This is a genomic window from Xanthomonas sp. NCPPB 3442 (genome assembly GCF_056725145.1).
Map to the genome: position 1 here is coordinate 2,855,026 of NZ_CM161514.1, position 20,808 is coordinate 2,875,833.

19 protein-coding genes and 1 tRNA gene are annotated in these 20,808 nt (G+C 66.2%); 16 read left to right on the forward strand and 4 right to left on the reverse strand.

Going from position 1 to position 20,808, the window contains the following annotated elements; translation table 11 throughout:
- Nucleotides 1-136: 136 nt before the first annotated feature.
- Nucleotides 137-1,285, reverse strand: a complete 1,149-nt coding sequence (locus tag AC1POX_RS12420) for a pyridoxal phosphate-dependent aminotransferase (RefSeq protein WP_122272970.1) — start codon at nucleotides 1,283-1,285, stop codon at nucleotides 137-139.
- Between the two features lie 226 nt (nucleotides 1,286-1,511).
- Between AC1POX_RS12420 and ccmA the strand changes: the two genes are divergently transcribed.
- From ccmA to AC1POX_RS12475, 11 genes are all read left to right on the forward strand, one after another.
- Nucleotides 1,512-2,156, forward strand: coding sequence for a heme ABC exporter ATP-binding protein CcmA (ccmA, locus tag AC1POX_RS12425; RefSeq protein WP_008573812.1), 645 nt, complete (start codon nucleotides 1,512-1,514; stop codon nucleotides 2,154-2,156).
- Nucleotides 2,153-2,848 (forward strand): heme exporter protein CcmB, encoded by a 696-nt coding sequence (gene ccmB / locus AC1POX_RS12430; RefSeq protein ID WP_008573811.1) that lies wholly within the window; start codon nucleotides 2,153-2,155, stop codon nucleotides 2,846-2,848. The genes ccmA and ccmB overlap by 4 nt, the downstream gene beginning before the upstream one ends.
- 94 nt (nucleotides 2,849-2,942) lie before the next feature.
- Nucleotides 2,943-3,695, forward strand: a complete 753-nt coding sequence (ccmC, locus tag AC1POX_RS12435) for a heme ABC transporter permease CcmC (protein ID WP_008573810.1) — start codon at nucleotides 2,943-2,945, stop codon at nucleotides 3,693-3,695.
- Nucleotides 3,692-3,862: a heme exporter protein CcmD gene (locus AC1POX_RS12440; protein WP_008573809.1), complete on the forward strand. Its 171-nt coding sequence runs from the start codon at nucleotides 3,692-3,694 to the stop codon at nucleotides 3,860-3,862. The genes ccmC and AC1POX_RS12440 overlap by 4 nt, the downstream gene beginning before the upstream one ends.
- Nucleotides 3,859-4,329 (forward strand): cytochrome c maturation protein CcmE, encoded by a 471-nt coding sequence (gene ccmE / locus AC1POX_RS12445; protein ID WP_338334061.1) that lies wholly within the window; start codon nucleotides 3,859-3,861, stop codon nucleotides 4,327-4,329. Before AC1POX_RS12440 ends, ccmE begins: the two co-directional genes overlap by 4 nt.
- A 171-nt stretch (nucleotides 4,330-4,500) precedes the next feature.
- Nucleotides 4,501-6,438, forward strand: a complete 1,938-nt coding sequence (locus AC1POX_RS12450) for a heme lyase CcmF/NrfE family subunit (protein WP_372356220.1) — start codon at nucleotides 4,501-4,503, stop codon at nucleotides 6,436-6,438.
- Nucleotides 6,431-7,033: a DsbE family thiol:disulfide interchange protein gene (locus AC1POX_RS12455; protein ID WP_008573806.1), complete on the forward strand. Its 603-nt coding sequence runs from the start codon at nucleotides 6,431-6,433 to the stop codon at nucleotides 7,031-7,033. Before AC1POX_RS12450 ends, AC1POX_RS12455 begins: the two co-directional genes overlap by 8 nt.
- The gene (locus AC1POX_RS12460; RefSeq protein WP_011347687.1) at nucleotides 7,030-7,461 is read left to right on the forward strand and encodes a cytochrome c-type biogenesis protein; all 432 of its coding nucleotides are present in this window, start codon (nucleotides 7,030-7,032) and stop codon (nucleotides 7,459-7,461) included. Before AC1POX_RS12455 ends, AC1POX_RS12460 begins: the two co-directional genes overlap by 4 nt.
- On the forward strand, nucleotides 7,461-8,474 hold the full coding sequence (locus AC1POX_RS12465) for a tetratricopeptide repeat protein (RefSeq protein ID WP_338334062.1): 1,014 nt from the start codon (nucleotides 7,461-7,463) through the stop codon (nucleotides 8,472-8,474). Before AC1POX_RS12460 ends, AC1POX_RS12465 begins: the two co-directional genes overlap by 1 nt.
- Before the next feature lie 300 nt (nucleotides 8,475-8,774).
- Nucleotides 8,775-9,977 (forward strand): homoserine O-acetyltransferase MetX, encoded by a 1,203-nt coding sequence (gene metX, locus AC1POX_RS12470; RefSeq protein WP_209261585.1) that lies wholly within the window; start codon nucleotides 8,775-8,777, stop codon nucleotides 9,975-9,977.
- A 150-nt stretch (nucleotides 9,978-10,127) separates the two neighbouring features.
- On the forward strand, nucleotides 10,128-10,742 hold the full coding sequence (locus AC1POX_RS12475) for a DUF1294 domain-containing protein (RefSeq protein ID WP_014090331.1): 615 nt from the start codon (nucleotides 10,128-10,130) through the stop codon (nucleotides 10,740-10,742).
- Between the two features lie 72 nt (nucleotides 10,743-10,814).
- Here the strand turns inward: AC1POX_RS12475 and cydC are convergent, their stop codons facing one another.
- A complete protein-coding gene (gene cydC / locus AC1POX_RS12480; protein ID WP_029819568.1) occupies nucleotides 10,815-12,500 on the reverse strand; it encodes a thiol reductant ABC exporter subunit CydC in 1,686 nt (561 codons plus the stop codon).
- On the reverse strand, nucleotides 12,497-14,233 hold the full coding sequence (cydD, locus tag AC1POX_RS12485) for a thiol reductant ABC exporter subunit CydD (RefSeq protein ID WP_338334063.1): 1,737 nt from the start codon (nucleotides 14,231-14,233) through the stop codon (nucleotides 12,497-12,499). The genes cydC and cydD overlap by 4 nt, the downstream gene beginning before the upstream one ends.
- 152 nt (nucleotides 14,234-14,385) lie before the next feature.
- On the opposite strand from cydD, the gene AC1POX_RS12490 reads away from it, so the two are divergent.
- The 5 genes from AC1POX_RS12490 (at nucleotide 14,386) to AC1POX_RS12510 (ending at nucleotide 18,860) form a co-directional block, all read left to right on the forward strand.
- The gene (locus tag AC1POX_RS12490; RefSeq protein WP_014090334.1) at nucleotides 14,386-16,008 is read left to right on the forward strand and encodes a cytochrome ubiquinol oxidase subunit I; all 1,623 of its coding nucleotides are present in this window, start codon (nucleotides 14,386-14,388) and stop codon (nucleotides 16,006-16,008) included.
- A 16-nt stretch (nucleotides 16,009-16,024) separates the two neighbouring features.
- On the forward strand, nucleotides 16,025-17,176 hold the full coding sequence (cydB, locus tag AC1POX_RS12495; RefSeq protein ID WP_338334064.1) for a cytochrome d ubiquinol oxidase subunit II: 1,152 nt from the start codon (nucleotides 16,025-16,027) through the stop codon (nucleotides 17,174-17,176).
- A gap of 88 nt (nucleotides 17,177-17,264) precedes the next feature.
- A complete protein-coding gene (cydX, locus tag AC1POX_RS12500) occupies nucleotides 17,265-17,375 on the forward strand; it encodes a cytochrome bd-I oxidase subunit CydX (protein WP_008573380.1) in 111 nt (36 codons plus the stop codon).
- 59 nt (nucleotides 17,376-17,434) lie between these two features.
- Nucleotides 17,435-17,511: transfer RNA gene (locus tag AC1POX_RS12505), tRNA-Pro, on the forward strand.
- A gap of 83 nt (nucleotides 17,512-17,594) precedes the next feature.
- A complete protein-coding gene (locus AC1POX_RS12510) occupies nucleotides 17,595-18,860 on the forward strand; it encodes a CynX/NimT family MFS transporter (protein WP_372356221.1) in 1,266 nt (421 codons plus the stop codon).
- Here the strand turns inward: AC1POX_RS12510 and AC1POX_RS12515 are convergent.
- On the reverse strand, nucleotides 18,841-20,754 hold the full coding sequence (locus AC1POX_RS12515) for a CocE/NonD family hydrolase (RefSeq protein WP_372356222.1): 1,914 nt from the start codon (nucleotides 20,752-20,754) through the stop codon (nucleotides 18,841-18,843). The genes AC1POX_RS12510 and AC1POX_RS12515 overlap by 20 nt on opposite strands.
- Between the last annotated feature and the right edge of the window lie 54 nt (nucleotides 20,755-20,808).

The window sequence follows — 20,808 nt, forward strand, 5'->3', positions numbered from 1 at the left end:
AGGCGGGATTTGGGAGGCGGGATTCGGGATTCGAAACAGCGGATGTCGGGCGGCTTGGTGCTATCGGTTTCGTGTGGATTCAAAGCAACGAACAGCGCGCCGCCGTTGCCAATCCCGAATCCCGAATCCCCGCCCGTCAGAGCTTCTGCAGGCGCTCAATCGCCGCATCCAGCGTCGCATCGTTCTTGGCAAAGCACAGCCGCGCCAGGCGCTGCCCTGCAGGCGCGTTCTGGTAGAACGGCGACAATGGGATCGCGGCCACGCCCTTCTCGATCGTCAGCCACTTCACGAATTCGGTATCGGGCAGATCGCTGATGGCTGAGTAGTCCACCAGCTGGAAGTAGCCGCCGGGCACAGGCAACGGCTTCAAGCGCGTGGTCAGCAGCCGTTCGCGGAAGCGGTCGCGCTTGGCTTGGTAGAACGCGCCCAGTTGCTCGTCGTGTTCGGGCTCGTCGCGGATCATCGCAGCAAAGGCGTGCTGGGCCGGGCCGAAGCTGGTGAAGGTGTTGTACTGGTGCACCTTGCGGAATTCGGCCGTGAGCGCCGGCGGTGCGATGGCGTAGCCGATCTTCCAGCCGGTGCAGTGGTAGGTCTTGCCGAAGCTGGAAATCACCAATGCGCGCTCGCGCAGTTCCGGCCAGCGCAGCACCGATTCGTGGCGGCGGCCGTCGAACACGATGTGTTCGTAGACCTCATCGGACAGCAAAAAGATGTCGGTGCCGCGCAACAGCTCAGTCAGCGTCTGCATGTCCTCGGCCGACAGCATCGCGCCAGACGGGTTGTGCGGCGAGTTGATCATCAACAGGCGCGTCTTGGGGGTGATCGCGGCGCGTAGCGCAGCCCAGTCGACCGCAAAGGTCTGCGGGTGCAGCGCCACATGCACGGCGCGTGCGCCGGCCAGATCGATCGCCGGCTCGTAGCAGTCGTAGGCCGGGTCCAGCACGATGACCTCTTCGCCGGCGCGCACCACCGCGTGGATGGCGTTGAAGATCGCCTCGGTGGCACCGCTGGTGACGGTGATCTCGGTGTCGGCATCGACCTGCGCGCCATAGCAGCGCTGTGCCTTGCCGGCGATGGCCTGGCGCAACGCGGCCACGCCGGTCATCGGTGGATACTGGTTGTGGCCGGCCGCCATGGCCTTGCTCAGTTCGTCGACCAGCCGCTGCGGCACCGCGAAATCGGGAAAGCCCTGGCCCAGATTGACCGCGCCGTGCTCGGCCGCCAGCTGCGACATGACGGTGAAGATGGTGGTGCCCACCTTGGGCAGCTTGGTCGTGAGGGGCATGGTGCCTGTCCGGACAAGAAACGGGGGACCGCGAGTGTACGCAAAGCCGCCAGCCGGTTGCGCCCGGACGCTGCAAAACAGCGTTCCCTGACACATCGCGGCGCCTGCGGCGATGCCGCAGGCGTCCCCGGCATGCCACCATCGTCGCTACAATGCGCGCCCGGTCCGGCGCGTGCCTGCCCCGGCCCTTCCCCATGCCGTCCTGCGACCCGAGCCTGCTGCACCGATGATCGAACCGCTGCACACCGCACCGCCGCTGCTGGCGGCGCACGCCCTGGCCTTCAGTCGCAACGAGGAGCCGGTGTTTGGCCCGCTGGATTTCCATGTCGATGCCGGCGAAGCGTTGCTGGTGCAAGGCGACAACGGCGCCGGCAAGACCACGTTGCTGCGCGTACTGGCTGGCCTGCTGCACGTGGAGCGCGGGCAGATCCAGATCGATGGCAAGACCGCCAAGCGCGGCGACCGCAGCCGCTTCATGGCCTACCTCGGCCACCTGCCCGGCCTGAAGGCCGACCTCAGCACGCTGGAAAACCTGCACTTCCTGTGCGGCCTGCATGGCCGTCGCGCCAAGCAGATGCCCGGCAGCGCGCTGGCGATCGTCGGCCTGGCCGGTTACGAAGATGCGCTGGTGCGGCAATTGTCGGCTGGCCAGCGCAAGCGGCTGGCGCTGGCACGGCTATGGCTGTCGCCGGCACCACTCTGGTTGCTGGATGAGCCGTACGCCAATCTGGATCTGGATGGCATCACCCTGGTTAACCGAATGATCTCCGCGCATCTGCGCGGCGGTGGCGCGGCGCTGGTCACCACGCACGGTGCGTATGCAGCGCCACCGGTGCGCACCCGCATGCTCACGCTGGAGGCTGCGGCATGAGCACGCATTCGCCGCAACCCTCGCTCTGGCAGGCGGCCCGCGCCCTGCTTGCCCGCGACCTGCACCTGCTGTGGCGACGCCGCAGCGATGCATTGCAGCCGGCACTGTTCGCATTGCTCATCGTGGTGTTGTTCGCGTTGGGACTGGGCGGACGCCCGGACCTGCTTGCGCAGGCCGCGCCGGCGGTGCTGTGGCTGTCGGTGTTGCTGGCTGGCCTGCTGTCGCTGGACGCCTTGTTCCGCAGCGATGTGGAAGACGGCTCGATGGAGCAGTGGCTGCTGGCACCGGTGCCGTTGGCCTGGTTGATCGCAGTGCGCGTGCTGCTGCATTGGGCGACCAGTGCGCTGCCGCTGATTGCCGTGACGCCGCTGCTGGGCGAATTGCTGCACCTGCCGCATGACCAATTACCTGTGCTGCTGGCATCGTTGGCGCTGGGAACGCCGCTCCTGAGCCTGCTCGGCGCTGTCGTTGCGGCACTGACGGTGACGATGAAGCGCTCTGGTATTCTCGTGGCCTTGCTGGCGTTGCCGCTGTACGTGCCGGTGCTGGTGTTTGGTGCCGGCAGCGTGGCGGCCAGCGGACAAGGGCAGGATGCGGTGGGTGCGTTGTTGTTGTTGGGCGCCGGACTGGTGATCGGCGTGGTCCTGGCACCGCTGGCTGCGGCGGCCGCGATCCGCATTTCGTTGAGTTGAGCGCTGCACTCGATGCATTGTCGATAGCACGTCCCGCACAACGCGTTGTTGCTGTTTCGAGAGCCAATGCCATTCCAAAGGCTACTGCCATCGCATGAACGTCGTCGTCCGCTGGTTCCACCAACTCGCATCGCCCCCGATCTTCGACCGTTTTACTGCGCGCTGGGCGCCCTGGTGCTACGCGCTGGCCGCGTTGCTGCTGGGTGTGGGCATCTGGCAGGCCTTGTTCGCGGTGCCGGCGGATTACCAGCAAGGCGACAGCTTTCGTATTCTCTACATCCATGTGCCGAGCGCGTGGATGAGCCTGTTCGTGTTCGGGCTGATGGCGCTGTATGCGGCCATCGCCTTGATCTGGCGCATCAAGATCTGCGAGATCCTGGCGATGGCGTGCGCGCCGATCGGCGCTGCGTTTACCGTGATCACCTTGCTGACCGGCAGCATCTGGGGCAAACCGATGTGGGGCGCCTGGTGGGACTGGGACCCGCGCCTGACCACCGAATTGATCCTGCTGTTTCTGTATCTGGGCGTGATCGGCCTGTATCACGCCATCGACGACCGCCGTCAGGCGGCGCGCGCGGCGGCGTTGCTGGCCATCGTCGGGGTGGCGCTGCTGCCGGTGATCCGCTATTCGGTGGTGTGGTGGAATTCGCTGCATCAGGGCCAGAGCATCCGCCTGCTTGGGCCGTCCACCATCGACGCAAGCATGCTGCTGCCGCTGTGGTTGATGGTGATCGGCACCAAGTTCTGGTTTGTCGGGTCGCTGTTGACGCGCGCGCGCGCCGACAACCTGCGCCGCGAGGCGGGCAAGGCCTGGATCGTGCGCGATGCGCAGGAGAGTGCGGCATGAGCTACCTGCCTTACGTCATCGCCGCCTATGCGGTGTTCGTGCTGGTGCTGCTGTGGGATCTGATCGCCGGCCGTTGGCAGGTACGTCGCGCCCTGAAGACCGCCCAGGCGCGCCGTCTGCGCGAGCGCAAGCGCGCGGTGCCCAGCGATGCGGAGCTGATCCGGTGAACCCGCAACGTCGCCGCCGCCTGTGGCTGGTGCTGGCCTTGGTGCTGGCCGGCGGGCTGGCAACCACGCTGGTGGCCATGGCCTTGCAGCGCAACGTGGCCTACCTGTACACGCCCTCGGAAGTGCTGCGTGGCGATGCCGGCGCGCATTCGCGCTTCCGGCTTGGTGGCATGGTCGAAAAAGGCTCGTTCAGACGCGCCTCCGGCGCATTGGAAGCGCAATTCCGCGTCACCGATGGCGATGCGCAATTGCCCGTCAGTTACGACCGCATCCTGCCGGACCTGTTTCGCGAGGGGCAGGCAGTGGTGGCCACCGGCCGCATGCAGAACGGCATCTTCGTCGCCGAAGATGTGCTGGCCAAGCACGACGAAACCTATATGCCGAAGGAAGTCGCCGACAAGATGGGCAGCGCGCATCGCAAGCACGATGTGCCGGCCGCTGCGGGCCAAGCTGGAGAGCTGCATTGATGGCGTGTGTCAGGAGATCGGCATTCCTGCAGACAGGTGGCTTGCGCGGCGGGTGCGTGGCTGACGATGTCGCCGTGCGTTGGCAAGCAGGTGCAACCGCTGCAGTAATGCGGACTCTGCAATGCACCTGCCGTCGTGGCACGGACCCACGCTCGACAACGCGCCGACCCGATGCTTCCTGAACTCGGGACGTTCCTGCTGGTGCTGGCCCTGCTGGTGGCGCTGGTGCAGGCCGTGGTGCCGCTGGCAGGCGCACGACGCGGACGCAGCAGCTGGATGGCCGTGGCGCGGCCGGCAGCGCTGGTGCAGCTGGCACTGATCGCATCGGCCTTTGCCGTGTTGACGCATGCCTTCTTGGTGCAGGATTTTTCGGTGCGCTACGTCGCCGAGAATTCCAACAGCCTGCTGCCGGTGATGTACCGCTATTCGGCGGTGTGGGGCGCGCACGAAGGCTCGCTGCTGCTGTGGACGCTGGTGCTGGCGTTGTGGACCGGCGCGGTGGCGATCTGGTCGCGGCAGCTGCCGGCGCATGTGATCGCGCGCGTGCTCGGCGTCATGGCGCTGGTGAGTATTGGGTTTCTGGCGTTCCTGCTGTTCACCTCCAACCCGTTTGCGCGGTTGTTTCCGGTGCCGCCGGAAGGTGGCGACCTCAATCCGCTGCTGCAGGATCCGGGGCTGATCGTCCATCCGCCGATGCTGTATTGCGGCTACGTCGGCTTTGCGGTGCCGTTCGCGTTCGCCATCGCCGCGCTGCTGGAAGGCCGTATGGATGCGCGCTGGCTGCGCTGGACGCGGCCGTGGACCAATGTCGCCTGGTCGATGCTCACCGTGGGCATCGCGCTCGGTAGCTGGTGGGCGTATTACGAGCTGGGCTGGGGGGGCTGGTGGTTCTGGGACCCGGTGGAGAACGCCAGTTTCATGCCGTGGCTGGTGGGCACCGCACTGCTGCATTCGCAGGCGGTGACCGAAAAGCGCGGCAGCTTCGCCAGCTGGACCTTGTTGCTGGCAATCGCCGCCTTCGCGCTGTCGCTGCTGGGCACCTTCCTGGTGCGCTCGGGCGTGTTGACCAGCGTGCATTCGTTCGCCGCCGACCCGTCGCGCGGGCTGTTCATTCTGGTATTCCTGCTGGCCGTGGTCGGTGGTTCGTTGCTGCTGTATGCCCTGCGCGCGCCGCTTCTGTCGGTGGCGGACGATCCGCGTCGCGCATTCGCCGGCAGCTCGCGCGAAACCTTGCTGCTGTTGAACAACCTGCTGCTCACCTGCGCCTGCGCCATGGTGTTGCTGGGCACCTTGTACCCGCTGCTCGCCGATGCGTTGGGACTGGGCAAGTTGTCGGTCGGCCCGCCCTACTTCGGCACCTTGTTCGTGGTGCTGATGGCGCCGCTGGTGGCGCTGCTGCCGTTCGGCCCGCTCACCCGCTGGCAGCGCGAACAGGCCTCGCGGCCGCTGGCGATGCTGGCGCCGTGGGCAGGCCTGGCGCTGGCGGCCGGCGTGCTGGCCTGGTTGGTCGCGCCGCAGGGACAGTTGAAAGCCGCCTTCGGTGTCGCCGGTGCAGCCTGGGTGCTGCTGGGCACCGCGCGGTTCCTGTGGACGCGGCGGGCAGCCAAGGGGCGCAGATTCACCGCCGAGATGCTGGGCATGGTGCTGGCGCACCTGGGCGTTGCGGTGTTCCTGTCCGGTGCCCTGCTGGTGGAGGGATTGAGCCTGCAGCGCGAAGTGGCGCTGGCGCCCGGGCAACAGGTGCAGATCGGCCGCTATGCCCTGCATTTCGACGGGCTGGAAGAACTGCGCGGGCCCAATTACGTGGCCGACCGTGCCAACCTGCAGGTGCTCAAGGACGATGCGCCGGTGGGCGCGCTGCAGGCCGAAAAGCGCCGCTACGCCAGCGGTGGCCAGACATTGACCGAGGCGGCGATTCGTCCTGGCCCGTTTGGCGACCTGTATGTCGCCCTTGGCGAACCGCTGGGCAACCAGGCCTGGGCGGTGCGTGTCCACCTCAAACCGTTCGTCCGCTGGATCTGGCTGGGAGCGCTGCTGATGGCGCTTGGCGGCCTGGTGACCGCGGCCGACCGGCGTTTTCGTCGTTCTCCGGAGATCCAAGATGGTTGAGTCACGTTCGCCCCGCCTGCCCACTGCGGTTCTCGTGGGCGCCATCGTGCTGCTGCTCGCCCTGGCAGCGCTGCTGGTCTACGCGGTGGTGCGCTCCGGTCAGGACGATCGCGATGCCCTGCCCTCTGCGTTGATCGGCAAACCGGCGCCGGAATTCGCGCTGCCGCTGCTGCACGACCCGGCCATCGTGGTGCATGCGCGCGAATTGCGCGGCGCGCCGTACATCATCAACGTGTGGGGCAGCTGGTGCCCGGCCTGCCGCGAAGAACACCCGGTATTGAGCCGCTTCGCACTGACCAAGCGCGTACGCGTGATCGGCTACAACTGGAAGGACGAGCGCAACGATGCGCTGCGCTGGCTCGAACAACTCGGCAACCCGTATCTGCTGGTGGTCGCCGATCAGGATGGCCGCACCGCCATCGATTTCGGCATTGCTGCCGCGCCGGAAACCTTCTTGGTCGACGGGCGTGGCGTGGTGCGCTGGAAGTACAGCGGCATGCTGACCCAATCCATCATCGACACCCAGTTGATTCCGGCGCTGAGCAAGATCGAACGTTCGCCCACCGCCGCACCGGACCTGCACGCCAAACAATGATCCGCTGGCTACTGACGCTAGTGTTACTTCCCTGGCTGGCATTCGCCCAGCCGGTCGGCGACCCGGCGCCGCTGCGCTATGCCTCGGCCGAAGAGGAGGCGCGTTTTCACGCACTCACCGCCGAGTTGCGCTGCGTGCAGTGCCAGAACCAGTCGCTGGCCGATTCCAACGCGCAGATTGCGCAGGACCTGCGCCGCGAGGTGCTGGCACTGATGCACGAGGGCCGCAGCGATGCGCAGATCCGCCAGTTCCTGGTCGCGCGCTATGGCGAGTTCGTGCTGTATCGCCCGCGGGTGGAGTCGCGCACCTGGCTGCTATGGTTCGGTCCGCTGCTGGTGTTGCTGCTGGGCGCGGGCGCCGTGGTGCGGGTGGTACGCAAACGCAGCGTGGCCGCGCCTGTCGTGCCTGCCGATGAGCAGGAGTGGTGATGGCCGGCTTTATCGTCGCGGGGATCGTGATTGCGCTACTGGCCTTCGGCGTGGTGTTGCGCCCGCTGTGGCGCGAAGCGCGCGGCCTGGCCGCAAGCGTGGCAGTGTTGCTGCTGGCCGCGAGCACGGCGTTGTACTGGCTGGTCGGAACGCCTGGCGCCATTACGCAGCCGACCAATCGCCCGGCCACGCCACGTTCGCTGGATGAAGCCATCGTGCAGCTGCGCGCGGCGCTGGCCAGTCACCCCGAACAGGCCGAGGGCTGGGTGTTGCTGGGGCGCTCACTGTCCAGCCAGCAGAAATTTGCCGAAGCGCGCGATGCCTTCGCACGCGCGGTCGCACTCCGTCCGGACGAAGCGGACGTGCTGGTCGCCGCGGCGCAGGCGCGCATGCTTGCCGACGACAGCGGCCGCCCGGACCCGGAAGCCATGCGCCTGCTCGAACACGCGCTGGCAGTGCAACCGGACCACCAACGCGCGCGCTGGTTCCTGGGGGTGGTGCAGCGCCAAGCCGGTGAGCCGGCCAAGGCCAGTGCGACATGGGAGCCGCTATTGCGCGTGGTCGATGCCTCCACCCGCCCCGGCCTGCTCGAACAGATCAATGCCGCCCGACAGGACGCCAGGCTCGAGCCGCTCCAGGCACCGGCTGCGCCTACCGCCGCCGCAGCGAGTGGCAAACGCCTTCAGGTGCGCGTGACGCTGGATGCCGAATTCGCCAAGCGCGCCGGACTGCCCGGCGATACCAGCGTGTTCGTGATCGCGCGCGCGGCCGACACGCCGATGCCGGTGGCGGTGGAAAAACACGCGCTGCGCGAGCTTCCATTGACCATCACGCTGGACGATGGCGACAGCCCGATGCCGACGCGCACGCTGTCGTCGCTGGACAACGTGCAGCTGCTGGCACGGCTGTCGCGCAGCGGCAACGCCATGCGCCAGGCCGATGACGTGGAGAGCGCTCCGGTGACGGTCGCACTGCCTGCGGCCGCGCCGGTGGAACTGGTGATCGGCCGCTGATGGCTGACGCATTGCGTGTGATGGGCGCGGTCATCGACCTAACTGATGCGGGCAAACACTCGATCTTCGTGCAGCCATGCCGCTGTACCGAAGGTACATCACGCGTGCATCGACACAGATCGAGCGGCGTTTGCGACTGCCTGCTGAGCCGGATGTTTCGTTGTCTACATGCGCATGCAGACGAATGTACGCACCGCCGGCCAGCAGCCTAATCGCGTATCAAATGAGCGCCCCTCGCTTCGTGTATTTCCCATCTCACATGCCCCAGCACCCTCGCGCAGTGCCAGCTAGAATTGGCCCATGACTGAATTCATCCCTGCCGGCACGCTGTACCACGCCCTGCCCTCGCCGTTTCCGATGAAGCGCGGTGGCGTGCTGCATCAGGCACGCGTGGCGTACGAGACCTGGGGCACGCTGGCCGCAGATCGCAGCAACGCGATCCTGATCGTCACCGGCCTGTCGCCCAATGCGCACGCGGCGGCAAACCAGGCCAACCCCGAGCCGGGCTGGTGGGAAGCGATGCTGGGCCCGGGCAAGCCGATCGATACCGCACGCTGGTTCGTGGTCTGCGTCAATTCCTTGGGCAGTTGCAAGGGCTCGACCGGGCCGGCCTCGGTGAACCCTGCAACCGGCGCGCCGTATCGCCTCACCTTTCCGGATTTGTCGATCGAAGACGTGGCCGACGCCGCCGCCGATGTGGTACGCGCACTGGGTATCGCGCAACTGGCCTGCCTGATCGGCAACTCGATGGGCGGCATGACCGCGCTGGCGCTATTGCTGCGTCATCCCGGCATCGCGCGCAGCCATATCAATATCTCCGGCAGCGCGCAGGCATTGCCGTTTTCGATCGCAATCCGCTCGTTGCAACGCGAGGCGATCCGGTTGGACCCGCATTGGAATGGCGGCCACTACGACGATGCCCGCTACCCGGAATCGGGCATGCGCATGGCGCGCAAGCTCGGCGTGATCACCTATCGCTCGGCGCTGGAATGGGACGGTCGTTTCGGCCGCGTGCGACTGGATTCCGAGCAGGCGGCAGATGATCCGTTCGGGCTGGAATTTCAGGTGGAAAGCTATCTGGAAGGCCACGCGCGCCGCTTCGTGCGCTTCTTCGACCCCAACTGCTATCTGTACTTGAGCCGCTCGATGGACTGGTTCGACCTGGCCGAGCATGTCGACGAGCAACCGGCTACCGACTCTGCCATCGACCACGCCCATGCAGATGCCCTGCCCGCCTCTGCCAAGCCGCAGACCGGCGTCTCGACCGCCGACACGGTGCTTGCCGGCCTGGCGCGTATCCGCATCGCGCGTGCGCTGGCGATCGGTGCCAACACCGACATCCTGTTCCCGGTGCAGCAGCAGGAGCAGATTGCCGACGGCCTGCGTGCCGGCGGCGCCGATGCGCACTTCATCGGCCTGGATTCGCCGCAAGGCCACGACGCGTTCCTGGTCGATTTCGCCCGCTTCGGCCCAGCGGTCCGCGACTTTTTGCAGGGCTGTTGAGTTCCTTGAACGTCGCTCTGCGCCGCCGGATCTCGGCCGATGCTGCTGGAAGATGACGACCGTCACCGCTGTTTTTCCGGCTGGGAAATTGATGCGTGATATGCGCGCAGATCGCACCGGCAAGCCACACCATCCAACAGAGCAACGCGAATGCGCTATCAGGGACGTCTCAGCGACTGGAATGATCACAAGGGCTTTGGCTTCGTCACGCCCCATGGTGGTGGCGACCGCGCATTCGTCCATATCAGCGCATTTGCACAGCAGACGCGTCGCCCGCGCGATGGGGAGATCATCACGTATGCAATCGAACGCGATGCGTACAAACGCCTGAATGCCACGCAAGTGCAGTGGGCAGACCGTACCACCGCCGCCAGAACCGAACAGCGTCGCAGCGGCTTGCCACGCAAGACGCTGGCTGCGGTGTCGATGCTCGCGTTGGCGGCGGCCACGCTGATGCACGTGGTACCGGTGATCGTCCCGCTCTGGTACGCGGCGGCCAGCCTGGTCACCCTGCTGATCTATGCGATGGACAAATCGGCCGCGCAACGCAATCAATGGCGCATACCCGAATCCAGCTTGCACCTGCTGGCGCTGATCGGTGGCTGGCCAGGTGCGTTGCTGGCGCAGGAAATCTACCGGCACAAGTGCAGCAAGGCGGCGTTTCAGCTGACGTTCTGGCTCACGGTTGCGTTGAACGTCAGTGCACTGGTACTGGCAGTGACCGAGACCGATCTGATGGCCGCGCTTGCGGTGCTGTTTGATTGAACGCGATCAACAACGCGCGGCCCGGCGATCAACTCCCACCCTGTGACCACGTTCGAGGACCTCGGTGATCGGCTATGCGTTCTGGTCGAGCAACTCCAGCGTTCCCTCACGCATCCGGTAATGCCGTTGCACGACACCGGGCGGCAGCGCGTCGTGGGTGATCATCACCAGCGAGCGTTCGCCGAGTGCGGCGGCCAGGTCGACCAACAGCGCGTGGGCGGTATCCACGTCCAGACCATCGGTGGGTTCGTCGAGCAACAGGATCGGGGCATCGCGCAGCAGTGCCCGCGCGAGGGCGAGCCGGCGCGCCTGGCCGGCAGACAGCGTGGCGCCGTTTTCGCCAACCCAGGTGTCCAGACCGTCGTTCGCGCTGGCCCACGCGCCCAGGCGCACCTGTTGGAGCACCTGCCACAGTGCGGCATCATCGGCAGCGGCGTCGCCGATGAGCAGGTTGTCGCGCACGCTGCCGGCAAACACCGGCGCGTTCTGTGGCAGCCAGGCGATACGCTGGTGCCATTGCGCCTGTGCGAGGTGGCGCAGGTCGATGCCCGCGTAGCGCAGCTGCCCGGCCTGCGGATCCCACAGGCGCAGCAACAACGCCAACACTGTGCTTTTACCGCTGCCGCTATCGCCACTGATGGCAATGCGCTCGCCCGGCGCCAGGGTCAGATCGAGCGCGTGCAGCACCGGGCGCACGCTACCGGGCCAGGCAAACGACACCTGCTGCAATTGCAACGTGCCGGTGCGCGGCACGTCGATCGCGTGCGCCGGATCGCTCACCGATGGCGCTTGATCGACGATGGCCTGCAGGCGCCCGGCGGCAACGCGTGCGCTTTGCAGCGCCTGCAATGCCAGCCCGGCACCGGCCCAGACTTCCAGCAACGCCATGGTCAAAAACACCAACCCCGCAGCGAGCTCGGCGGCGATCAGCCCGCGTTCGGCCGCGCCAAGTGCCAGCCACAGCATGCTGGCCAGCCCCAGCCCGCCGCAGAGCGCATGCAGCAGGTTGCCTGTGATCAGCCGTCTGCGCTGGATGCGATCGCCGCCGGTGACGGCGGCGGCGGCGGCGTCACTGCGCTGCAGCCAGGCGCCCTGCGCGTCGACCGCAGCAAGGTCGGCCGCGCCCTCCAGGCCTTCGAAGGCCTGCGTGCGCAAGGCCGTGCGCTGCTGCGCACGCAACTGCTCGCGCTGCGCGCCGCCGCGTGCCACCTGCCACGGCACCAGCCCGCCGATCAGCACGCCAAGCACCAGCAACAAGCACGCAGCGGGGAGATAGATCAGCGCAGCGGCGGCGACACCACCTAACCAGATGCCGAGCAATGCGGCCAGCGGTGCCAACGCGCGCACGCTCAGGCCGTCGACCTCGCCGATGTCGGACATCAACCGCGCCAGCAGATCGCCGGTCCGGGTGGCCGACAATCGCCCGGGCGCCAGCGGCAAGGCGCGGCGAAAGAACCACACCCGCAGATCGCGGGCGATGCGCAAGGTGGCATCGTGCCCGATCAACTTTTCGCCGTAACGCGACACGATACGCGCGAAGGTCAAGGCGCGAATGCCGGCCGACGGCGAGAAAAAGTTGAAACCGGCCCCCATGCCGGCAACGCCTGCCAGCGCAGCGGCGGTCAGGAAGCTGCCGGACAAGCCCAGCAGGCCGACACCGGCAAGCATGGTGACCAGCACCAGCACTGCCGACAACAGCAGGCGCCAGGCATGCAGACGAAACACATCGCGCAAACGATCAGGCTGGGGGCGGCTCATGGTGCCTCCAGCGTGACCGGCACGCCGCGCAGATCGATCACCGTGTCGGCCCAACGCATCGCCGCAGCGCTATGCGTCGCCAGAACGACCGCACGGCCGCGCGCAAAGATGCCCAGCGTCCGCAGCAATTCCGCTTCGGTGTCCGGGTCCAGAAAGGCGGTGGGTTCGTCCAGCAGCAACACCTCCGGCTCGCGCAACAACAATCGCGCCAACGCCACGCGGCGGGCTTCGCCACCGGACAAACCAAAGCCACGCTCGCCGATCACGGTGTCCAGGCCGGCCGGCAAGTGCGCGGTAAAGCGCAGCACCTGCGCCGCCTCGGCCACCGCGTGCAGGCGCGCATCGCTGGCCTGCGGGTCGGCCAGGCGCAGGTTGTCGGCAATGCTGGCGTGAAACAGGTAGGGCCGCTGCGTGGCATATCCAATGCGCGCCCCCGGGCGCACGGCCACGCTGCCCGCCTCGGGTGCAAGCCAACCGGCGAGTCCTTCCAGCAGCGTGCTCTTGCCGCTGCCGCTGGCACCGATCACCGCAACGCGCTGGCCGGGCTCCAGCGTCAGCGCGAACTCCTGGACCACCACCTGCGGCGCGCCGGCAGGACGCAGCACCAATCCACGTGCCTGCAACAAGGGCGCATGCGCTTGCGCCGGCTCCAGGGCACGTGCGGGTAGCACGGCGGTGTGCGCGGCGGCAGCCGGCTGGAAACCCTGCAGCAAGCGCTCGGCTTCGGCCACGGCAGCCAAGGCGTTCGCGCGGTCATGGTAATGCGCGGCCAGGCGCCGCAGCGGTGCGAAGAATTCCGGCGCCAGCAAGAGGCAGAACATGCCGGCACCCAGCGACGGCATACCGTGCAGATGGAGCATGCCCAGATAGCTCAAGCCGAAGTACAGCGCTACGATCGCAACGCTGACGGAGGCAAAAAACTCCAGCACGGTGGAGGACAGGAATGCGATGCGCAACACCTTCAGCGAGCGCTCGCGCACGCCCTCGGCAGCGGCGGCAATGCCCTGCAATTCAGCCTGGCCGCGGCCATACACGCGAAGCAATCCCAGGCCCTTGAGGCGATCGGCAAAATGCCCGCCCATGCGCGCCAGTTCGCCGAGTTGTTCGCGCCCTGCGGCCTCGGCGCCCCAGCCCACCAGCATCATGAAGAACGGAATCAGCGGCGCGGTGAGCAGCAACACCAGCCCGACCACCCAATCGACCGAAAACACCGCGATCAGAATCAGCGGCGGCACCAGCACCATTTCGATGCGAGCGAGCTGGTAGCCGACGAAATAGCCTTCCAGCGCATCGGTATGCGCCAGGCTCAACTCGCCCAGTTCGCCACTGCGTTGCCGGCGCAACCAGAGCGGCCCGTGCTGCACCAGGCGTTGCGCAATGCGTGCGCGCAGTTCGCGCTTGGCCACGTCGGCCACATCGCCGGCCAACGATTGCGCCCAGGCATTGAGTAGCGCGCGCCCGATCAGCGCAACCAGCAACCCCGCGCCCACGTTGCGCAATTGCGCCAATGCCAGGTGCTGCACCAGCACCGCCTGTACCAGCCAGGCGATCGCAGCCGATTGCACAAGCAGCAACGCACCCGACAACGCCACCGCCACGCCGGCAAGCCGCCGCGCGCGCGTGGCCGATGCGGCCAGCGCATCCAGCCAGTGGCCGCGTTGACGGCGCTGGGTGGGCGTTTCGCTGGCTTGCACGCTGGGCTGGCTCACGTCGCTCTTCTGAAGACTGCGCATTGCACGCGATTGTAAGTCGCCGCCTCCCGGTCGGGGATGGACAGTGTGACGCACCTGTTCAGGACCGCATTGATTTGGATCAACGCGGCCGGCGCGAGAGCGGCAGATGATCGCCACATTCCTTACCGACCCTCAACCAGGCCCACCCCGCCATGATCGACTCGACAGTTGTCGAACTGTCGCGGCTGCAGTTCGCAGTCACCGCGATGTACCACTTCATCTTTCCACCGCTCACCATGGGTCTGTCGTTCCTGCTGGGCATCATGGAAAGCGTCTACGTCATGACCGGCAAGCAGATCTGGCGGCGCATGACCATGTTCTGGGGTGTGCTGTTCGGCATCAACTTCGCCATGGGTGTCGGCACCGGCATCGTGATGGAATTCGAATTCGGCATGAACTGGTCGTACTACAGCCATTACGTGGGCGACATCTTCGGTGCGCCGCTGGCGATCGAGGGACTGATGGCGTTCTTTCTGGAAGCCACCTTCTTGGGCCTGTTCTTTCTTGGCTGGAATCGCCTGAGCAAGGTACAGCACCTGATCACCACCTGGCTGGTGGCGCTGGGCAGCAACTTCTCCGCGTTATGGATCCTGATCGCCAACGGCTGGATGCAGAATCCGGCCGGCGCGGTGTTCAACCCCGACACCATGCGCATGGAGGTGGTGGATTTCGTGGCAGTGCTGTTCAACCCGGTGGCGCAGGCCAAGTTCGTGCATACGGTGAGTGCCGGCTACGTGCTGGGCGCGGTGTTCGTGATGTCGATCAGTGCGTTTTATCTCTTGCGGGGCAAGCATATTGAAATGGCACGGCGTTCGTTTGCGGTGGCTGCAGCGTTCGGCCTGCTGTCGTCGCTGTCGGTGGTGGTGCTGGGCGACGAGAGCGGCTATGCCGCCAGCGAACACCAGAAGATGAAACTGGCCGCCATCGAAGCGATGTGGGAAACCGAAGCCGCACCGGCCGACTTCACTGCATTCGGCATTCCGAACCAGACCACCCATCGCAACGATTACGCCATCAAGATTCCGTACCTGATGGGCTTGATCGCCACGCGTTCGCTGGATGAGCCAATTCCAGGCATTCTCGAACTGGTCGGCCGTGCCGAACACCGCATCCGCGGCGGTCAGATCGCCTACGGCGCACTGCAACGCATCCGCGCCGACAAGAACGACGCCCAAGCACGCAAGGTTTTCGATGCGCACTGGCAGGACCTGGGCCACGGCCTGCTGCTCAAGCGCTATCGCGACGATATCGGCAACGCCACGCCGGAGCAGATTGCCCAGGCCGCGATGGACACCGTACCGCGCGTGCTGCCGCTGTTCTGGACCTTCCGCATCATGGCCGCCATCGGCATGTATCTCATCGCGTTTTTCGCTGTCGCCTTCTGGTTTGCCTGCAAGCACAACTTCCAGGAAAAACGCTGGTTCCTGAGCTTGGCCCTGTGGACGTTGCCGCTGCCGTGGATCGCGATCGAATGCGGTTGGTTCGTTGCCGAATACGGCCGCCAGCCGTGGGCGGTGGAAGGGGTGCTGCCCACGTTCTACGCCGCCTCGGGGCTGGACCTTTACGAGATCGTGATGACGCTGGTGGGCTTCACCGCGCTGTACACGACGTTGTTGGTGATTGCGATCAAGTTGTCGCTGAAGACCATCAACAAGGGACCGGAGGTGTTGTTCCCACCGATGCCGCCCAACGCATTGCCCGCCGCCCTGCAGGACCATGCCCCGTCGCGTCACGCACCGCTGAGTTCCGGTGCCGTGGCCGGCAGCGCACCGTAAGCAAAGGAGAGACATCATGGATTTCGTATTGCTCGATTACACGACCCTGCGCGTGATCTGGTGGCTGCTGCTCGGCGTGCTGCTGTCCGGCTACGCGGTGATGGGCGGCTTCGATCTGGGCGTGGGCGCGCTGCTGCCGTTCGTCGCCAGCAACGATGCCGAACGCCGGCTGGTGATCAACACCGTCGGCCCGGTCTGGGAAGGCAACCAGGTGTGGTTGATCCTGGGCGGCGGCGCGATCTTTGCCGCGTTTCCGCCGTTGTATGCAGTGAGCTTCTCCGGGTTCTATCTGGCGATGTTCCTGATCCTGTTCGCGCTGATCCTGCGCCCGGTCGGTTTCAAGTTCCGCGGCAAACTGGTGAGTCCGCGCTGGCGCAGCACTTGGGACTGGGCGTTGTTCGTCGGCGGCTTCATTCCGGCGCTGATCATGGGCGTGGCGGTCGGCAACGTGCTGCTGGGTGTGCCGTTCCACTTCGACGACAGCATGCGCACGTTCTACACCGGCAACCTGCTCGGGTTGCTGACGCCGTTCGCATTGCTCGCCGGCTTGCTCAGCGTGGCGATGCTGCTCGCGCATGGCGCCGCGATGCTGGTGCTCAAGACCGATGGACCGGTGGCCGAGCGCGCGGCACGTTTCGGCGGCATCGCCGCGCTGTGTGCGCTGACACTGTTTGCAGCAGGCGGCGCATGGGTGGCGCTGGGTCTGCCCGGCTATGCGGTGACCTCGGTGCTGGCCACCGATGCGGCCACCAACCCGCTCGGCAAGACCGCTGCGCTCACCGCCGCGGGCGGCTGGTTGCACAACTACAGCAGCATGCCGGCCACATTGATGGCGCCGCTGGTGGGCCTGGTCGGGCTTGCGATGAGCGCGGTGTGCTTACGCCTGCGGCGCGGCGGCCTGGCCTTCATCGCCTCCGGCAGCGCCATCGTCGGCATCGTGTTCACGGTGGGCTTTGCGTTGTTTCCGTTCCTGCTGCCCTCTTCCAGCGCGCCAAGCGCGAGCCTGACGGTGTGGGACGCATCCAGTAGCCGTCTGACGTTGTGGATCATGTTGCTGGCCACTGCCGTGTTCATGCCGATCGTGCTGGCGTACACGAGCTGGGTGTATCGCGTGCTCAAGGGCAAGGTCACCGACGATGCGGTCACGGCCAATCCCAACGCGTACTGAGCGCCGCGGCAGCGATCGCAGTGCCTGCGCTGCCGTTGCCGCACCGCGCGCCACCATCATCCTGTTCAACGATTCGAGGAGCACACCAATGTGGTATTTCGCATGGATACTTGGCACCGGCCTGGCGGCATTGGCCGCGGTGCTCAACGGCATGTGGTTCGAAGCACGCGAGCCCGAGCGTGGCGAGCCGCCTCAGTAAAATAATTTCATCAGATGCTTGCCGATTCCCCATTCCCTATGTAACATACGCGGCTCCTTCGGGGTGTAGCTCAGTCTGGTAGAGCGCTACGTTCGGGACGTAGAGGTCGCAGGTTCGAATCCTGTCTCCCCGACCAGTTTCAAAACACAAACCGGCCTCGTGCCGGTTTTGTGTTTTCAGGCGTCGTTGCACGCACGTGCGCGACGCGGATGGTCTGTCATGTCTGTTGTCACTGCCGCGTCTTCTTCGTCCGCCCAGTTGCGTGGTCGCGGCCTGGTGCTGGCCGCGATCCTGCTGTCCGCATTCAACTTGCGCACCGCGGTGACGTCGCTGACGCCGCTGCTGGAACGCATTGCCGACGAGTACGCCTTCGGCGCGCCCACCATGGGTGCGCTCGGCATGTTGCCGACCGCAGCGTTCGCACTCACCGGCGTGGCAACGCCCGCATTGCTGCGCCGTTTCGGCTTGCTGCGCGTGGCGCTGTTGTCGATGGCGCTGGCCACGCTGGGGTTGGTGCTGCGCCCGCTGCTGCCGGGCACCGCCGGGTTGCTGGTCGGCTCGCTGGTGGCGTTGGCCGGTATGGGCATGGGTAACGTGGTGCTGCCGCCGCTGGTGAAGCGCTACTTCGGCGACCGCGTGGGTCGGGTGAGCACGCTGTACATCACCGTGCTGCAGGTCGGCACGCTGCTGCCGGCCCTGCTGGCAGTGCCGGTGGCCGATGCGCTGGGTTGGCGCAGTTCGATGGTGGCGTGGGTGCTGCCGGCCCTGCTGGCAACGGCGGCGTGGGCCCTGGTGCACGCCAACCATCGGCGCATCCGCGCCACCGGCCCGGCACCGGTCACACCCACGCCCGAAGCCGAAGGCCGCGTCGCGCGTACGGCGCTGGGTTGGAGCATGGCGGTGACCTTCGGCATGACCTCGCTGGTGACCTATTCCATGTTCACCTGGCTGCCGACGCTGCTGCGCGAAGCCGGTGCATCGCCTGCGTTCGGCGGCACCATGGTGGCGTTGTTCGCGGCATTGGGCATGGTCGGCGCGCTGATCATGCCGGCGCTGGCGGTGCGCATGCGCAATCCGTTTCCGATCGTGCTGCTATGCGCAGCCTGCCACCTGGTCGCGTTCGCCGGGCTGTGGTGGGCGCCGCTGGCCGCACCGGTCCTGTGGGTGACCCTGCTCGGCCTGGGGCCGAGCACCTTTCCGCTGGCGTTGGTGTTGGTGAATCAGCGCAGCCGCACGGCGGCCGGTTCGGCCGCGCTGTCCGGTTTCTCGCAGGGCGTGGGCTATGCGGTGAGCTGCCTGGGGCCGTTCCTGTTCGGCTGGCTGCACGCGCACAGCGGCGGCTGGACCTCCCCGTTCGTGTTCCTGGTCATCTGCCTGCTGGTGCAGCTGGCCGCCGCCTGGGTGGCCTGCCGCCCGCAGTTGCTGGAAGATGCGTGGACGCCGCCGGCACGCGGCGCCCGCGCGCTCAACGTACCGGCAGACTGATGTAGCTGGGCTGCTCGGGGGACACGTATACCCGCTGCGTGGCCTTCTGATAATCGCCGGGCTTGGCGAAGAAGATATTGGGCACGTAGGTCTGCGGGTTGCGGTCGTACAGCGGGAACAGGCTGGACTGCACCTGCACCATCACCCGATGGCCCGGCTGGAAGGTGTGGTTGGCGGTTGGCAGGCCGAACTGGAATGCCAGCGGCTGATTGGAGGCCAAGGGTTTGGGCGTGCTGAAGCTCTCGCGGTAACGGCCGCGGAAGATCGCCAGCGACACCGGCAACTCGTAGCCGCCCATCTTCGGGTTCGACGCCATCTCCTCCGGATACACATCAATCAGCTTCACCACCCAATCGCTGTCGCTGCCGCTGGTGGAGGCCTGCAGATGCACTTCGGGGGCACCGGCGATCTGCAGCGGCTCGGTCAGCGGCTCGGTGACGAAGGTCAGCACGTCAGGGCGGCCATCGACAAAGCGCTGGTCGTGCACCAACCAGGTGGTCCACATCGCGCGGTCGGCAAAATCCACCGGGCGCGGCACGAACGGCACCGGCTTGGCGGGGTCGGACACGTACTCTTCAAAGCCCGCCTGCCCGGCCACCGGTTGCTGGAACGACAACTTGCCGCCGGCCTGCAGATACAGCGGCCTGCTGGACGAGGCGCAGCCCTTGTCGCAACTGCGCGGCCACGCCTTGAGGCGGTCCCAATGGTTTTCGCCGGTGTTGTAGATGAACACCGGCGGCGTGTCTGCCTTGGGCGCGCCATCGACCAGGTACTGGTCCAGGAACGGGCGCAGCACCTCGGAACGGAACTGGCGCGCGGTATCGCCTTCGAAATTCAGCGGGCCCAAGGCACTGCCGTCGTAGTTCACCTGACTGTGGCGCCACGGGCCCATCACCAGGTAGTTGAGCGTATTGCGCTGGTCGCGCGGCTCCATCGCCGCGTAGCTGTGGATCGCCCCCCACATGTCTTCCTGATCCCACAGGCCTTGCAGCCACATCGTGGGCACCTTCAGCGGCGTGCGCGCCATTACCTTGTCGAGCGCCTGCTCCTGCCAGAACGCGTCATAGGCGGCGTGTTCGGTGAGCTTGTGCCACCACGGCAATTGCTCCAGACCTGCGGCCTTGGCGAAGTCGCCGGCCGAGCCGGCCTGCAGGAAGTTGCTGTAATCGTCGTGCCCCTGACGCGCGATGCCGGCGCCCTTGCCGCGCTTGCTGAGCTGGCCGGTGAAGTAATCGAAATTCACCTGGCGGAACGCGCCGTAATTGAACCAGTCGTCGCCCATCCAGCCGTCGATCATCGGGCTTTCCGGCACCGCCACCTTCAACGCCGGATGCGGGTTGGTCAGTGCCATCACCACGGTGAAGCCTTCGTAGGACGAGCCGATCATGCCGACCTTGCCATTGGATTCCTTGACGTTCTTCACCAGCCAGTCGATGGTGTCCCAGGCATCGGTGGCATGGTCGACCTCGCTGGGATTGAGCGGCCCACGCAGCGGGCGCGTCATCACGTAATCGCCTTCGGAACCGTATTTGCCGCGCACGTCCTGAAACACACGGATGTAGCCGCCTTCCACGAAGACGTCGTCGCCGGCAGACAGCAGGTCCTTCATATGCGGCGAGGACAGCCGTTCGGTGCGGCCACTGGCGTCGTAAGGCGTGCGTGTCAGCATGATCGGTGCGTTCCTGGCGCCCTTCGGCAGCACGATCACCGTGTGCAGCTTGACCCCATCGCGCATCGGAATCATCACCTCGCGCTTGATGTAGTCGTTGTTCGCATCGGCAGCCACGAACGGCTTGCCGGTGATGTCCGGCGTCATCGGCGAGGTTTGCGTCATCGCGGTGCCGGTGGCGGTGGCAATGGCGGTGGCTAGCAGGCAGGCGACAAGGCGGCGCATGGAATCTCCGGCAGCAACGGTGGGCAGGATGAACAACTGCAGCAGCGTAGGCAC

Excerpts from the sequence above, each read along its gene's own strand:
- AC1POX_RS12420 (WP_122272970.1), bottom strand. The coding sequence starts at position 1,285 with ATGCCCCTCACGACCAAGCTGCCCAAGGTGGGCACCACCATCTTCACC.
- ccmA (WP_008573812.1), top strand. The coding sequence starts at position 1,512 with ATGATCGAACCGCTGCACACCGCACCGCCGCTGCTGGCGGCGCACGCC.
- ccmB (WP_008573811.1), top strand. The coding sequence starts at position 2,153 with ATGAGCACGCATTCGCCGCAACCCTCGCTCTGGCAGGCGGCCCGCGCC.
- ccmC (WP_008573810.1), top strand. The coding sequence starts at position 2,943 with ATGAACGTCGTCGTCCGCTGGTTCCACCAACTCGCATCGCCCCCGATC.
- AC1POX_RS12440 (WP_008573809.1), top strand. The coding sequence starts at position 3,692 with ATGAGCTACCTGCCTTACGTCATCGCCGCCTATGCGGTGTTCGTGCTG.
- AC1POX_RS12450 (WP_372356220.1), top strand. The coding sequence starts at position 4,501 with ATGCTTCCTGAACTCGGGACGTTCCTGCTGGTGCTGGCCCTGCTGGTG.
- AC1POX_RS12455 (WP_008573806.1), top strand. The coding sequence starts at position 6,431 with ATGGTTGAGTCACGTTCGCCCCGCCTGCCCACTGCGGTTCTCGTGGGC.
- AC1POX_RS12460 (WP_011347687.1), top strand. The coding sequence starts at position 7,030 with ATGATCCGCTGGCTACTGACGCTAGTGTTACTTCCCTGGCTGGCATTC.
- AC1POX_RS12465 (WP_338334062.1), top strand. The coding sequence starts at position 7,461 with ATGGCCGGCTTTATCGTCGCGGGGATCGTGATTGCGCTACTGGCCTTC.
- metX (WP_209261585.1), top strand. The coding sequence starts at position 8,775 with ATGACTGAATTCATCCCTGCCGGCACGCTGTACCACGCCCTGCCCTCG.
- AC1POX_RS12475 (WP_014090331.1), top strand. The coding sequence starts at position 10,128 with ATGCGCTATCAGGGACGTCTCAGCGACTGGAATGATCACAAGGGCTTT.
- cydC (WP_029819568.1), bottom strand. The coding sequence starts at position 12,500 with ATGAGCCGCCCCCAGCCTGATCGTTTGCGCGATGTGTTTCGTCTGCAT.
- cydD (WP_338334063.1), bottom strand. The coding sequence starts at position 14,233 with ATGCGCAGTCTTCAGAAGAGCGACGTGAGCCAGCCCAGCGTGCAAGCC.
- AC1POX_RS12490 (WP_014090334.1), top strand. The coding sequence starts at position 14,386 with ATGATCGACTCGACAGTTGTCGAACTGTCGCGGCTGCAGTTCGCAGTC.
- cydB (WP_338334064.1), top strand. The coding sequence starts at position 16,025 with ATGGATTTCGTATTGCTCGATTACACGACCCTGCGCGTGATCTGGTGG.
- cydX (WP_008573380.1), top strand. The coding sequence starts at position 17,265 with ATGTGGTATTTCGCATGGATACTTGGCACCGGCCTGGCGGCATTGGCC.
- AC1POX_RS12510 (WP_372356221.1), top strand. The coding sequence starts at position 17,595 with ATGTCTGTTGTCACTGCCGCGTCTTCTTCGTCCGCCCAGTTGCGTGGT.
- AC1POX_RS12515 (WP_372356222.1), bottom strand. The coding sequence starts at position 20,754 with ATGCGCCGCCTTGTCGCCTGCCTGCTAGCCACCGCCATTGCCACCGCC.